We start from the raw sequence: 13,706 nt of genomic DNA, 5'->3' as shown, positions 1-13,706 counted from the left end.
CCAAGTCCACCGCTTGAACCGGTGGACATCGCGTGACAGCTCCCTGCCCCACGCGTCTTCACCCCGCAGCACGAGGAGGCCGCGCCATGCGCGCCGCAGTCATCGAGGAACTCCACCGCCCGCTCGTCCTCCGCGACGTGCCCGACCCCGTCTGCCCGCCGGACGGGGCGATCGTGAAGGTCGGGGCGAACGGCATCTGCCGGACCGACTGGGCCCTGTGGGCCGGGCAGTTCTGGACCGGCGGGCCGCGGGTGGAGGCCCCGTTCGTGCTCGGCCACGAGTTCGCCGGCACCGTCGTCGAGGTCGGCCGCGACGTCCGGGGGTGGAAGGAGGGCGCTCGCGTCATCTTCCCGATGAACCCCGGCGAGGGCTCGTGCGAGCCGTGCCGCAGCGGCAACCAGCACGTCTGCGACCATGTGGACCAGCTCGTGCCCGGGGTGTCCTACTGGGGCGCCTTCGCCGAGTACGTCATGGTCCGCTTCGCCGACGTCAACCTGGTCGAGGTGCCCGAGGGCGTCGGCTTCACCGATGTCGCCGCGCTCGCCTGCCGCTACATGACGGCCTTCCACGGGGTCGTCGACCAGGCGCGGGTCCGCGGCGGCGAGTGGGTCGCGGTCTACGGCGCCGGGGGCGGCAGCGGGCTGTCGACGGTGGAGATCGCCGCCGCGACGGGCGCCAACGTCATCGCGATCGACATCACGGACGACAAGCTGGACGCCGCCCGCGCACTCGGCGCGGTCCACACCGTGAACGCCGCCACGACCGACCCCGTCGAGGCCGTCAAGACCCTCACCGGCGGCGGCGCCCACGTGTCCGTCGACGCCGTCGGCATCGCCGCCGCCTGCCGCAACTCCGTCCTGTCCCTGCGCACCCGCGGTCGCCACCTCCAGATCGGGCACACCACCGCCGCGGAGCAGGGCAACGTCCCCCTGCCGATCGACGTGATGATGGTCAAGGAACTGGAGTTCCTGAGCGCCTTCGGGATGCAGGGCCAGCGCTTCGGCACCATGTTGAACATGATCGCCGCCGGTCGGCTCGCCCCCGGCCGGATCGTCACGCGCACCGTCGGCCTGCACGAGGCGAGCGAGGTCCTGGAGTCCCTGGAGACGTACGGGCCCACGGGTTTCGTCGTCATCGACTCGTTCAGCGCCTGAATCGCCTCCTCCTCCCCCCTCTCCCGATGAACGATCCCTCCCCGAAAGCAGTGACGACGATGACCGCCCCCCGCATCCCCGGCTCCCGCCCGCACGACTCCCGCACGCACGATTCCCGTCGGCTGATGGACCAGGAGCTGCGCCTGGCCCTCGACGCGGTCCCCATGACGCCCAACGGCGCGTTCGACCTGACCGACCTGGCCACGACCCGCGCGGCCTTCCGCGCCCAGGCCGAATCCGCCGCCGACAGCTCGCCCGCGGACCCGTCGGTCACCGTCGAGGAGCACCTCGCGAGCCGGGCTGACCGGACATACGGCCCCGACGTACCGGTGCCCGTCCGCCTCCTCCGCCCCACGGCCGCGCCGGGACCGCTGCCGGTCCTGCTCTGGTTCCACGGCGGCGGCCAGGTGCTCGGCTTCGCCGCCCAGGACGAACCCTGGCTCACCCGGCTCGCGGCGAGCCTCGGCTGCGCCGTCGCCGCGGTCGACTACCGGCTCGCCCCGGAGACGCCCGCCCCCGGCGCCGCCGAGGACGGCTTCACCGCGTACGAGTGGCTCGCCCGGGAGGCGGACGCCCTCGGCCTGGACGCCACCCGCATCGGCATCGCCGGCCAGAGCGGGGGTGGCGGAATCGCGGCCGCCACCACCCTCCTGGTCCGCGACCGGGGCGGCGTGGCACCACTCTTCCAGTCACTGACGTATCCGATGCTCGACGACCGCAACCGGACCGCGTCGAGTCACGAGATCACCGACATCGGCATCTGGGACCGCTCGACCAACCTGCTGGCCTGGGAAGCGATCCTGGGCGACCGCGCCGGCACCGAGGACGTCTGCCCGTACGCGGCTCCCGCCCGCGCCGACGACCTCGCCGACCTGCCGCCCACCTTCATCACCGTCGGTGACCTCGACTGCTTCCGGGACGAGGACCTCGACTACGCCACCCGGCTGCGGGCGCAGGGCGTCCCGGTCGAACTCCACCTCTACCCCGGCGCCTACCACGCGTTCGACCTCATCGCCCCGGACTCCCGGCTGGCCGCCGCGTTCCACCGGACCTGGTTCGACTACCTCGCCCGCCGGTTCGCCGCCGTACCCGTCCCGGCCTGACACCTCCGCCCGGGGCCGGTCGGCCGCGCCGTGGTGAGCGCGGACCGGCCGGCCCTGCCCGGGTACCGAAAAAAGGTACCGGCGTGGCGATGAGTTTTCCGCTCCCGTCCGGTCTACATCTCGAAGGGACAACCACACACTCCGGGAGTACAGACATGGGAATCGTCCAGATCGAACTGTTCGCGACCCTCGACCTCGTCGCGCAGGCGCCCGGCGGGCCGGACGAGGACCCGGCCGGGTTCCCGTTCGGGGGCTGGCAGGCGCCCCTGCTGAACGAGGTCACCGGGGCACAGATCATGGCCGCGTACGAGGGCACCGACGCCCTGCTGCTCGGCCGGCGGACGTACGACATCTTCGCCGCGTACTGGCCGCACCAGAAGGACGGCGAGATCGCCGAGCTGTTCAACCGCGTCCCGAAGTACGTCGCCTCCCGGGGCACGCCGGAGCTCCCGTGGGACGGGTCCACCCAGCTCGGCCCGGACCTGGCGGGCGCGGTCCGTGAGATCCGCGACCGGCACGAGAACGTGAAGGTCGTCGGCAGTCTGGACCTGGTGCAGACCCTCCTGCGGGAGCAGCTCTTCGACCGCCTCGACCTGTGGGTGCACCCGATCGTGCTCGGCGTCGGGAAGAAGGTGTTCGACGGCGGCGCCGTACCCACGAACCTCGCCCTCCTCGAACCGCCGGCCGCCGGTCCGGAGGGCACGGTGTACCTGCGCTACGCCCGCGCCGAGGGCGTCCCCGCGACGGGCGACATGAGCGCGCCGGACCGGGGCCTCGGCCCTGACGGCAACGGCAACGGCAACGGCCGGTGATCTGAGATGGCCACCGTCACCGTCAATGGCACCGTCCTGGGCGTCGAGTCCTTCGGTGACCGCGACGCACCGCTCGTCCTGCTCGCCGGCGGGCCGACCATGCTCTCCTGGCCCGACGCGCTCTGCGAACGCCTCGCCACCGGCGGGCGCCGGGTGGTGCGCTACGACCTGCGCGACAGCGGGGAGTCGGCGACGGTGGACCCGCAGGCACCCGCCTACACCCTGCGTGACCTCGCCGCCGACGCCGCGGCCCTCGCCCACGCGCTGGGCGGGGCACCCGCGCACCTCGCGGGGGTCGGCGTCGGCGGGATGGTCGCCCAGGTCGCCGCCCTCGACCACCCCGACACGTTCTCCGCCCTCACCCTGGCCGGGACCCGCGCCGTCGCCCCCGGCCCGACCGACGACGACCTCCCCGACCACGACCGGGTGACGATGGGCCAATTGTTCGCTCGCCCAATGCCCGACTGGAACGACCGGGAGGCGGTCGCGGAGTTCGCCGCCACCGGCGCGAGCATCCGCGGCGACGACCCCGCCGCCGCCCGCGCCACCGCCGCCCGCATCTGGGACCGCACCCCGGGCAGCGACCCGGCGGTCCACCTCGCCAACCAGCTGGGCACGGTCTTCGCCCGCCTCGACTGTCGACCCCGCTGGCGCGAGCGCCTGCCCGCGCTCGACCTCCCCGCACTCGTCGTCCACGGCCGTCACGACCCCCTCTTCCCCCTCGGCAACGGCGAGGCCCTGGCCCGCGAGATCCCGGACGCCCGACTGCTCGTCCTCGACCGCGCCGCCATCGGGGTCCCGGACACGGCCGTCGACGAGGTCGCCGCCGCGATGCTCGCACTCGACCGGACACCCCCGTCCGGACCGGGACCCGGTGCGGGCGAACGGCACACGGGCTGAGACACCGGTGCCGCGACACCCCCTGCGTTCGGCGGCGAGCCGACCTTCTTCCGAGTCCGAACAGCAAGGAGCCGCGCCGGCCTTGACCGGCGCGGCCGTCATTCAGCCGTTCGACGTGCGCCTCAGTTCATCACGCAAAGCGCGCAGTGACCGGATCGCCTTCACGAGCTTCTGCGACAGGGGCGGAACCTGGTCGAAGAGATAGCCGAGGACCGTGATACCCCCGGCGATCCCTGCCACGATGGTTGTCACCCATCCGGCAGTTTCCATTTCTGACCTTCCAGGAAGAGGGACTGGGGTGCGGTGACTGCCCGACGTCGGGGGATGCACCGGGCACCCATGCCGCTCCCCTGCGGAGACCTCCGCAGCCGCTCTTCCTCGGCGCGCCAGTCGGAAGATTCGCCTCCGCGCGCGCCCGCCCCGGCGGACCTCTTGAGTCTGACCCGAGATAGGCCATGCTGCTCTCTCCATCACGTGGCATTCGATCCACGCTCCCTGCCACCCTAGTTTGTCGACCACCCCTCAGGCAGCAGTTCGGCGAACCCGCTTCCCGAGCAGCCGAGGCGGCGGGTTCGACCACGTCCTCACCTGCCCGCCGTACCACGACCTTGAGGCCCGGTCCGACGGCCCGGCCGACCTGTCGGCGCCCCCCGGAGGGGACCCGCCGGGCGGCTGTGGCGATCATCAGCGTCCCAGAGGCGGAAGAATGAGCCGGGTGACCAGTACCCAGCCCCTCCCCCGGGGTCTCACCTCCCTGATCCCCGACGCCCGTGCCCGGGCCACGCCGGGTGAGCGCGCCGCCTCGCAGCTGCTCCACCTGCGCGAGGCCACCGTGCCGGTCCCGCTCCTCGCCGCGGCCGCCGAACTGATCACTCCTCAGCTCAAGGACCCCGACCCGGCCACGCAGGAGGCGGCCGCGGCCGTCCACGCGCTTCTCCTCGCCGCCATCGAGGGCGCCGCCCCCGACCGGTAGCCCGCGCGTTCCGGGCTTTCGGGCCTCCGGGCCTCCGGCGCCTTCGCATCCGGACCGACTACGGCGCGGGGGTGGGGCCGTCGGACGGGGGGAGCAGGCAGGGGGTGATGACCCTCAGGTACATGCGGTCCCCGGTTCCCGAGGTGGACGCGGTCGCGGTGTACCGGCTGCTGGGGTGGAAGGCATCGACGAGGGCGTCCGGCTTCCCGTCCACGTCCTCGCGATAACCCTTCACCGTCAGGCCCTCCCCGGTCAGCATGTCGCGAACCTTCCGCACCGCTTCCGGGTGCCGGTCGCGGGGCACATCGCTCTTGACGCTGTAGATCAGGATGTACCGGTCGTCGGAGGCGGTTTCCCCGTTCTTCCCCGTACACGGGGTGAAAAGGGCCTTGATGGTAGCCGGGTCGGGCTCGATTCCGGCGGTCAGGGCCATGTGCTCGGTGATCTGCTGGGCCCAGGTCTGGGCGTCGGCCTTGGACTTCACGGGTAGTGGGTCACTCCTGTCGGGATCGGCGGAAGAACATCCGCCGAGCACCGCGAGCAGGAGCGCCGTGGCGACGATCCGCCCGGGAGTGCGGGATGCGCTGGCAGTCATGGTGCTCCTGAGTCGACGGTTGATCGGGCTGGTTGCGGGATCAGTGTGGGACGGTAGGGAGCAGCGAGGGTTGGTGACCTGCGATGATCCGTCCCTGATTGCTGAGGGTTTCGCTCGGACCGTTGGGGCCCATGTTCCAGTAGCCGCCGTGTCCCTCGGTGTCGACCAGGATGCGTTGCGCGCCGAAGATCCCGTACTGGGGACCCTCGCCGAACACGGTGCCGGTGGCCGTCTGGATGAAGTCGTCCTTGGCCGTGCCGACCCAGACGTGCTTCGGGTCGATGTTGAGCTCCGATGCCCGGTCCACCCCCATGCCCGGGCTGCCCAGCGCGATGATGTCGTCGACGTTCGCCCCGCCGTCCCGCGCGGCCGCGCCAACGACGTAGGTCCCGTAGCTGTGTCCCATCAGGGTCAGGTGCGAACAGACACCGTTGTCGCCCTCGGCCACCCGCAGGCCCTTGGTGAAGTCACGCAACAGTGGCGCCCCGGCATCCCCGCGGTCGGTCTCGGCGACGCTGCCGTTCAGCCAGTTCGGTGTCTCGTAGCCCAGCCACGAAACGACAGCCACGTCCCCGTCGGTTTCGTCCTCAGCCACCCCCTGCAGGCGCCGGATGTGGTCCATCTGCCCCGGCACTCCGGTGAGCACCGTCCCGGTGCCCGGCACGAAGATCGCCGTGTGCTGCGCCTTGTCGGGGTTTCCGGTCGAGACGACGGCCCGGCCGTTGTTCGCGTCGGGATCGATGCCCAGCAGGAACATCCGGTGCTTCTCCGGGTTCCCGTCGGACGCGATCAGTTTCCTCCTGATCTCCTCCATCGCACTGATCCGCGCCTTGTACTCGCCCTCCTCGACCCCGAAGTCACCGGGCTTCCCGGCCCGGTAGGCGTCCAGCTTCTCGTCGAGCACCAGACGGTTGGCCTCGTCCCGGACGGTCGCGGGCAGCCCGTCCAGCTTGCCGATCCGGTCCGGGTGCAGGGCCAGGTAGGCGTCCTGCTGCTCGGGGGTGAGTCCCTTCCACCACGCCGCGGACCGCTCCGGGTCCTTGCCGTCGGGTATGTAGGGGTCGACCAGCCCGAGGTCCCGCATCGCGGCGGCGGCCGCGTTCTTCGCCCCCGCGAGCGCGCCGTTCACCTTGGCCGGGTCCAGCGCGTTCGAGCTCAGTCGCCCCAGGGCCGTATTGCCCTGGTCGCTCGCTGTCCCGGCGTCCTTCAGCGCGGTGTCGATCCGGCCCTGACAGCTCTTCATGTCCCGGCCGAGTTGCTGACGCGCCTTCTGCGCGTCCGGGTCGTTGTGCTCTCCCTCCCCTTCGGGCGGAAGGCTGACGACTCCGTCGGCGGACACGTCGAGGCCGGCGTCCGCGGCCCGGTTCACGGCGTTGACGAGGTTGGTCCGCGCCTGGTCGATCCGGTCGGCGACCGTGTTGAGGACCAGGGCGGCGGCACCCGCTTCCATCTTCACGATGTTCAGCTGCTGTTCCGTCTTCCCCATGTACGAAACGGCGGCCTTGGCGTCCTCGCCCTCCCAGTTGCCGGCCAGCGGGCCGTTGACCTGGCTGCGATGCCGCTGGCCGACGCCTTCCGCCGCGTGCCCCAGCGCTGTCCAAGCCTTCGCCGCGTCGTGCAGACCCTGGGGGTCGAACTTCATCAGCAGCTCGTAGGAGCTCACTTCGCCCCCTGCGGTGCGACGGTCAACGCACCGGCGATCCCGTGGTCGGCGTGCTGGTGCGCGGCGGCGTTGGCCTCAAGGTTCGCCGACGTGTCCGCGAGACGCTGCCGCAGGTCTCCGAGCGGCTTGGACCAGCCGCTCCCCAGCTGCCCGAGTCCGCCGGCGATCGACCAACCGGCGAGTTGACCGGCGACGGTCTCGCTGGTGGTCACCGCCTGCTGGACCGGCGTACCCAGCTCCGCCCCCAGTCCTTTCGCGACACCCGCGGACGCCCGCAGGTCCGTCGGCTGGACCGCGACCTTGCCCATGACGTTGTCAGCCACGTGGGCTCCCCTCCCCGAAGATCGACACGTAGATGAACAGATGCTACGACCACGCCCCATCGGCGCCTGGGGCGGGTGGCCCTCGTCGGGGCGAGGGGCTGCCCCCGCCCCGACGTCGCTCGCGGTGGCGACAGGGTGCTGTCGCGCCCGTCCCCGGGGGGAGGAAACACACCGGGCGCCGGGCCCCGGACCGACCTGGCCCGCGCGGCCCGCGCTACCGCACGGGTCCGGCGCAGCGGCGGCCGGCCGCGGCGAGGGCGCTGCGCCGGATCAGGCCGACACCCGGGCGGATCAGGAACCAGTACGCCGCGAACCGCCGCCTCGCGCGCGCGTCGGTCCCCTGGATCCGGGTCTCCGTGACCAGCCGCGAGCCGCTGCCGTGCGCGAACACCTCGTGGGAGATCACCGCCTTCGCCCAGCCCGGCTCACCGAACGCCAGGAAGCCCCCGCCGTCACCGAGCCGCACGGGCGCCCGCGGCACCGGATCCCAGAACCGCGCGACCCGGCCCAGTACCAGCACCCGCCCCGGCTCGTCGGCCAGGGTCACCCAGCGGTCGTCCCTGCGGAACAGCTCCGCCAGCGGAACCGACCGGTCCAGGAGGTCGGGACCGGTCCCCAGCAGCCGCGAGGGCAGCGTCCGCACCGCCAGCAGCATCCGGGGCAGCGGGAGGTCGGCCAGCGTCACCTGCTGAAGCGCCGCCCACGCCCTCTCCGGCGGGGCCGCCAGAGTGATTCCGTGAACCGCCCGGTGCCCGTACACGGGCAGGAACCGATCCAGTGTCTCGTCCATGGGGGACAGACCTTTCCGAAAGCCGGAGCCGAGTGCCGGGCCCGGTACCCGAGCCGGCCGGGCGAACCGCACACCCGCCGCCAGCATGTCCCGCCGCCCTCCCAACCACCAGACCCGGCAGCCGGGTTGCCGGAACCGGACACCGGCAGGCGCGGCGGACGGACAGCACTCACCCGTCCGCCCGGCCACGGCGCGGCCGGGCGGACGGGATGCGCGGCCCGGGCGGGGCGGTGTGGTGGGGTGTGGTCGTGCGGGATGCGGGCAGACGCCGGGGCGTCCTGGCGATGCGAGCGAACGTGAGGGAAGGGGTACGCCATGGCCGACCCGGCGAAGCGAACGGGGCGAGGGGTGACGCAACCGCCCAAGGGGACCCGTCCCGACGACGGGGTCGTCGAGACGGACGTCCCCGCGCGACTGGACCGGCTGCCGTGGTCCCGCTGGCACTGGCGGATCGTGATCGGACTGGGGACGGTGTGGATCCTGGACGGTCTGGAGGTGACGATCGTCGGCAACATGGCGGCCCGGCTCGCCGAGAGCGGCAGCGGGATCTCCATCTCCACGACCCAGGTCACCACCATCGCGGCCGCCGTCTACGTCGCGGGAGCGTGCAGTGGCGCGCTGTTCTTCGGCTGGCTGACCGACCGCCTGGGCCGCAAGAAGCTCTTCATGATCACTCTGGCCGTCTATCTGGCGGCCACCGCCGTCACCGCGTTCTCCTGGACCGCCTGGTTCTTCTTCCTCTGCCGCTTCTTCACCGGTTTCGGCATCGGCGGCGAGTACGCGGCGATCAACTCCGCGATCGACGAGCTCATTCCGGCCCGGGTGCGCGGCCGGATCGATCTCGTGATCAACGGCAGCTTCTGGATCGGCGCCGCGATCGGCGCCTTCGCGTCCATCGCCCTCCTGAACACCGCCCTGTTCGCGACCGACCTCGGCTGGCGGCTGGCGTTCGGGATCGGCGTCGTCCTCGGCCTGGTGATCCTGCTGGTGCGCCGGCACGTCCCCGAGAGTCCGCGCTGGCTGTTCACCCACGGCCGGGCCGACGAGGCGGAGGAGGTGGTGGCCGAGGCCGAACGGATCGTGCGGGAGGAGTACGGCCGCGAGCTGCCGCCCGTCGAGGGCGATCCGATCCGCATCCGCGAGCGCGGGCCGCTCGGCTTCGGCACCATCGCCCGAACGGTCGTCACCCGCTACCCGCGCCGCACGGTGCTCGGCCTGGCGCTCTTCATCGGGCAGGCGTTCCTCTACAACGCGGTGACCTTCGGCTACGCGGTGATCCTCACCAAGTACTTCGACGTCCCCGAGGGCAACACCGGCTACTACTTCGCGGTGATCGCGGTCGGCAACTTCCTCGGACCACTGCTGCTCGGCGGTCTGTTCGACTCCGTCGGGCGCAAGCCGATGATCGCCGGCACCTACATCGGCTCCGGCGTGCTGCTGTTCGGCACCGCGTTCCTCTTCCAGCAGGGATCGCTGTCCGCCGTCACCATGACCGCCTGCTGGACGGCCGTGCTGTTCCTGGCCTCCGCCGGCGCCAGTTCCGCCTATCTGACGGTCAGCGAGATCTTCCCGCTGGAGACCAGGGCGATGTGCATCGCCTTCTTCTACGCCGTCGGCACCGCCGTCGGCGGCATCAGCGGCCCGCTGCTCTTCAACGGTCTGGTGAGCAGCGGGAAGGTCTCCGACACGACACTCGCGTTCTGCATCGGCGCGACCCTGATGACCCTCGCCGGGCTGGTGGAGGCGGCGATCGGTGTCAAGGCGGAACGGCAGAGCCTGGAATCGCTCGCCGCCCCGCTCGGCTCCGTCGAACCCCAGCGGACCGGGTAGGACGACCGAAGGCCACGGACGAGGGCTACAGGCGAGGGCTACGGGCGGGGCGCGCGGGAGCGGTTCACGGAGCGGCGGGGTGCGAGCGCGCACCAGGTGAGGACGGTGCCCAGGGCGGACAGGGCGGCGAGGACGAGGCCGAGGGTGTGGAAGGCGCCCGTGAAACCCTCGGCCAGGGCGGCGCGATGGGCTTCGTCCACCCGGCCCTGGACGGCGTGCCCGGCCAGCCGGGTCGCGGCCTCGGAGGAGAGGCCGCCGCCCGCCGACCGGGCGGAGGTGAGCGTGGTGAGCAGGGCGGCCGCGCCGGCGACGGCCACGGACTCGCCGGTGATGCGCATCGTGTTGAAGATGCCCGCCGCGGCGCCGGCGTTCTCGACCGGGACGGTGCCGACGGCGGCGTTGTCCATCACCCCGAACGCCAGCCCGACGCCCACGCCGAAGGGAAGCAGCGGCAGCGCCAGGGCCGGCCACGATCCGTCGCCGCGCAGGGTCGTCAGGAGCAGGGCGCCGACCACGATCAGCGCGGAAGCGGCGGTCAGAACCGCGCGTACTGAGGTGCGCGCGGCCAGCCGGGCGGCGGCGAGCGGCAGGAGCAGCACCGGGGCGGTCATCGGCAGCAGGAGCAGGCCGCTGGCCGAGGTCGAACGGCCGGCAACACCCTGGAGGTAGGCGGGCAGGTAGACCAGCAGGACGACGAAGCCGAGGGTGACGGTGAAGGGCTGGCAGACCAGCGCGGCGAACTCGGGCCTGCGGAACAGCCGGACGTCGAACATCGCGCGCTCGCCCAGGCGAACCTCCACCGCGGCGAACAGCACCACCAGCGCCACGGCCGCGGTGAGCAGCAGCAGGGTGCCCGGCGCGGCCCATCCCGCGGCCCCGGCCCGGACGAAGGCGAGCGAAAGACAGGCCAGTCCGGCGGTGAAGGCTGCCGGCCCGGCCAGGTCCAGGGCGGTCCCGGCGGGGTTGCGGGACTCCGGAGCGCGGGTCGCGCACAACCAGGCGGGCACCGACATCACCGCGACCAGGAGGAACACCGATCGCCAGCCGGCCAGTTCGACCATGGTCCCGGCGAGCGGCGGCCCGATCGCCAGGCCCGTGCCGAACGAGCTGCCGAGAAGCCCGAAGGCCAGTTGTCGGCGCCGCCCGGACGTGGCGTGTGCCAGTACCGCCGCGCCCGAGGCCAGGACGGCCGCCGCGCCGCATCCCTGGACCGCCCGGGCCCCGTCGGCCAGGGCCGTCGAGGGTGCCAGCGCGACCAGCAGCGACATCGCACCGACCAGGGCGATGCCGGTCAGCAGGACGCGGCGGCGGCCGAACCGGTCCGCGAGGCCCCCGGCCGCGAGCGGCAGGGCGGCGAAAGTGACGTTGAAGGCGTTCAGCATCCACTGCGCGGAGCCGGTCGAGGAGCCCAGTTGGGCGGCCATGTTCGGCAGGGCCACCGCCGCCCCGGTGACGGAGAACGGCAGCATCACTCCGGCGGAGGCGACAGCGAGCACCGTCGGCCAGTAGCCGCGCCCGATGTCGCCGCCACCGCCGCCGGACCGGGTCGGGGAGCGGGTCGGGGACGGTGGGAGCGACGGGGCGGCGACGGCAGGAGCGGCAGCGGGGGCGAGCGGGGCGGAGTGCCCGGTTCGAGTGGAAGGGGCAGCAGGAGTGGACATGACGTCGATCGTTCGCCACGGCCACCCACACATGAAGGGCCCGCTGTTCCCTGGGACCGACAGGGCCACCCTCCCGCCGCCGCACCCCCGTCGGCACCTCCATACTGGAACGCATGGCCGGGACGAGCACGATCAGCGACAGGCTCGGTGACTACCTTCGGGCGCGCCGCGCCCTGGTGTCACCGGCGGACGTGGGCCTGCCGCCGACCGGCCGCCGCCGCGTGCCCGGGCTGCGACGCGAGGAGGTCGCCGAACTGGTCGGGCTCAGCACCGACTACTACGTCCGCCTGGAGCAGGGACGCGCCGACCGTCCGTCCGACCAGGTCCTCGACGCTCTCGGCCGAGCGCTGAGGCTCGGATCCGCCGAGCGCGCCCATCTGCAGGACCTGGCCCGACCGCCCCGCCCGGTCCGGACGACGGCAGCGGCCGGCGTCCGGAGCGAGGTGCTGCGCCCGGCGGTGCGGCAGGTCGTCGAGACCGTCCCCGTCTCTCCCGCCCTGGTCATGAACGATCGCAGCGACGTCCTGGCCTGGAACCGGCCGGCGACCGCGCTGATCGCCGACTTCCCCAGCCTGGCGCCGCGCGAGCGGAACATGGCCCGGCGGATCTTCCTGGCCGCGGACGCGCGCGAGGTCCACCCCGACTGGGACGAAGCCGCGCGCACCACGGTCGGCGTTCTGCGCATGGCCGCCGGGCGGCGCCCGAACGACCCGGAACTCGTGCGCCTCGTCGGCGAACTGTCGCTGGGCAGCGCTGTCTTCCGCAAGCTGTGGGCCGGCCACCATGTGCACGAGAAGACCCACGGCCCCAAGCGTTTCCGGCACCCCGTCGTCGGCGATGTCGCGCTGACCTACGAGACCTTCCAGGTCCCGGGCGCCGCCCACCACGTCCTCGTGGTCTACACGGCCCCGCCCGGCAGCCCCGCCGAGCAGGCCCTGCACATCCTCGACCGGACCGACGGTGCACCCGCGGCCAGGTGAGGCGTCACCGCGCGAAAGCCCGCCGGCCGACCCCGGTGATCTCCACGCCCTGGCAAGGACGACGGCCGGAGGCAGCGGCTTCCAGCACCGGATCCTCCGGGGAGGCTCCGCACGGGTGACGGGCGGTGCGGTGCGGGCCCGATCTCCCGGGCGGCGGCTCGGCGCAATGTCACCATCTGGGGCGTATCCGGCACGATTCGACCGGTTCCCCCTGGAGGACCCCCGTATGAGCCGCCGCACCCACCACCCCGCCCTCCTCACGGCCCTGGCCCTCGCCGTCGTCCCGCTCGCCGGCTGCGGCGGCGTCGACAGCGGGACCGGCGGGCCCGGCCCGGTGGCCGTCGCGCCCCCGCCGCCCGAGAAAGCCTTCGGCCAGGCTTGCGCCACGATGCCCGGCGACGGCCCCGGCAGCCTCGACGCGATGGGCCGGCTGCCGGTGCTCGGCGCGATCGACCAGACCAAGGACCTCTCCCAGCTGTCCGCCCTGGTGAAGACGGCCAAGGCGAAGGACATCTTCGACTCGATGGAGAACGTCACGGTCTTCGCCCCGAACGACGCGGCCTTCGCCAAGCTGAGCGAGGACCAGAAGAAGGCCCTCGCCACCCAGCAGGGTGCCGGCGACCTGGTCCGCAAGCTCATCGTCGTCCGCGACCTGCGCAAGGACGACCTCCAGGACAAGCAGTACACCTCGCTCCAGGGCGCCGCGATCAAGGCGACCGGCAGCGGCGAGGACTACCGCGTCGGTGGCGCGCAGGTGCTCTGCGGCAGTATCCGGACGGCCAACGCACGGCTCGCGATCCTGGACACCGTGCCCGCCTTCGGCTGACGGCCGAGCGACGACCGGCACCGGGCCCCGGGCCGCGCCCGCCACGGCGGCCCGGGGCCGATCCGCCCGGCGGGCCGGCCCGCCCGTTGCGCCGAA

The 13,706-nt window shown here is 72.8% G+C and carries 14 protein-coding genes; 8 read left to right on the top strand and 6 right to left on the bottom strand.

Annotated features, from left to right (window positions below):
- Positions 1-86 precede the first annotated feature (86 nt).
- From ACIQ9P_RS21770 to ACIQ9P_RS21755, 4 genes are all read left to right on the top strand, one after another.
- On the top strand, positions 87-1,154 hold the full coding sequence (locus tag ACIQ9P_RS21770) for an alcohol dehydrogenase catalytic domain-containing protein (protein WP_402358392.1): 1,068 nt from the start codon (positions 87-89) through the stop codon (positions 1,152-1,154).
- A gap of 59 nt (positions 1,155-1,213) precedes the next feature.
- A complete protein-coding gene (locus ACIQ9P_RS21765; RefSeq protein WP_402358389.1) occupies positions 1,214-2,257 on the top strand; it encodes an alpha/beta hydrolase in 1,044 nt (347 codons plus the stop codon).
- 155 nt (positions 2,258-2,412) lie between these two features.
- Entirely contained in the window at positions 2,413-3,069 is a 657-nt protein-coding gene (locus ACIQ9P_RS21760) for a dihydrofolate reductase family protein (RefSeq protein WP_402358386.1), read from the top strand.
- 6 nt (positions 3,070-3,075) lie between these two features.
- Positions 3,076-3,969, top strand: coding sequence for an alpha/beta fold hydrolase (locus tag ACIQ9P_RS21755; protein ID WP_402358383.1), 894 nt, complete (start codon positions 3,076-3,078; stop codon positions 3,967-3,969).
- 102 nt (positions 3,970-4,071) lie between these two features.
- Here ACIQ9P_RS21755 and ACIQ9P_RS21750 read toward each other — a convergent pair whose 3' ends face one another.
- Positions 4,072-4,221, bottom strand: coding sequence for a hypothetical protein (locus tag ACIQ9P_RS21750; protein WP_402358380.1), 150 nt, complete (start codon positions 4,219-4,221; stop codon positions 4,072-4,074).
- A 463-nt stretch (positions 4,222-4,684) separates the two neighbouring features.
- Here ACIQ9P_RS21750 and ACIQ9P_RS21745 point away from each other — a divergent pair, with 463 nt between their 5' ends.
- Positions 4,685-4,942 (top strand): hypothetical protein, encoded by a 258-nt coding sequence (locus ACIQ9P_RS21745; protein ID WP_402358377.1) that lies wholly within the window; start codon positions 4,685-4,687, stop codon positions 4,940-4,942.
- A gap of 58 nt (positions 4,943-5,000) precedes the next feature.
- Here ACIQ9P_RS21745 and ACIQ9P_RS21740 read toward each other — a convergent pair whose 3' ends face one another.
- The 4 genes from ACIQ9P_RS21740 to ACIQ9P_RS21725 all read right to left on the bottom strand — a co-directional run bounded on the left by ACIQ9P_RS21740 (position 5,001) and on the right by ACIQ9P_RS21725 (position 8,313).
- Positions 5,001-5,537: a hypothetical protein gene (locus tag ACIQ9P_RS21740; RefSeq protein ID WP_402358374.1), complete on the bottom strand. Its 537-nt coding sequence runs from the start codon at positions 5,535-5,537 to the stop codon at positions 5,001-5,003.
- Positions 5,538-5,577: 40 nt separating this feature from the next.
- A complete protein-coding gene (locus ACIQ9P_RS21735) occupies positions 5,578-7,200 on the bottom strand; it encodes an alpha/beta hydrolase (protein WP_402358372.1) in 1,623 nt (540 codons plus the stop codon).
- Complete coding sequence (locus tag ACIQ9P_RS21730) at positions 7,197-7,523, bottom strand: hypothetical protein (RefSeq protein ID WP_402358370.1); 327 nt, start codon at positions 7,521-7,523, stop codon at positions 7,197-7,199. The genes ACIQ9P_RS21735 and ACIQ9P_RS21730 overlap by 4 nt, the downstream gene beginning before the upstream one ends.
- 214 nt (positions 7,524-7,737) lie before the next feature.
- The gene (locus ACIQ9P_RS21725; RefSeq protein WP_402358367.1) at positions 7,738-8,313 is read right to left on the bottom strand and encodes a hypothetical protein; all 576 of its coding nucleotides are present in this window, start codon (positions 8,311-8,313) and stop codon (positions 7,738-7,740) included.
- A 315-nt stretch (positions 8,314-8,628) separates the two neighbouring features.
- Between ACIQ9P_RS21725 and ACIQ9P_RS21720 the strand changes: the two genes are divergently transcribed.
- Positions 8,629-10,143 carry an MFS transporter gene (locus tag ACIQ9P_RS21720; protein WP_402358364.1) on the top strand — a complete coding sequence of 505 codons (1,515 nt, stop codon included), beginning with the start codon at positions 8,629-8,631 and terminating at the stop codon, positions 10,141-10,143.
- Between the two features lie 38 nt (positions 10,144-10,181).
- Here ACIQ9P_RS21720 and ACIQ9P_RS21715 read toward each other — a convergent pair whose 3' ends face one another.
- Positions 10,182-11,804, bottom strand: coding sequence for an MFS transporter (locus ACIQ9P_RS21715; protein WP_402358361.1), 1,623 nt, complete (start codon positions 11,802-11,804; stop codon positions 10,182-10,184).
- 113 nt (positions 11,805-11,917) lie between these two features.
- Here ACIQ9P_RS21715 and ACIQ9P_RS21710 point away from each other — a divergent pair, with 113 nt between their 5' ends.
- Entirely contained in the window at positions 11,918-12,784 is an 867-nt protein-coding gene (locus tag ACIQ9P_RS21710; protein ID WP_402358358.1) for a helix-turn-helix transcriptional regulator, read from the top strand.
- 226 nt (positions 12,785-13,010) lie between these two features.
- A complete protein-coding gene (locus tag ACIQ9P_RS21705; RefSeq protein WP_402358355.1) occupies positions 13,011-13,610 on the top strand; it encodes a fasciclin domain-containing protein in 600 nt (199 codons plus the stop codon).
- Positions 13,611-13,706 lie beyond the last annotated feature (96 nt).

The organism is Kitasatospora sp. NPDC094019 (assembly GCF_044764505.1).
In the GTDB taxonomy this organism is placed as follows: Bacteria; Actinomycetota; Actinomycetes; order Streptomycetales; family Streptomycetaceae; genus Kitasatospora.
This window is presented reverse-complemented; position numbering and strand designations above follow the sequence as displayed.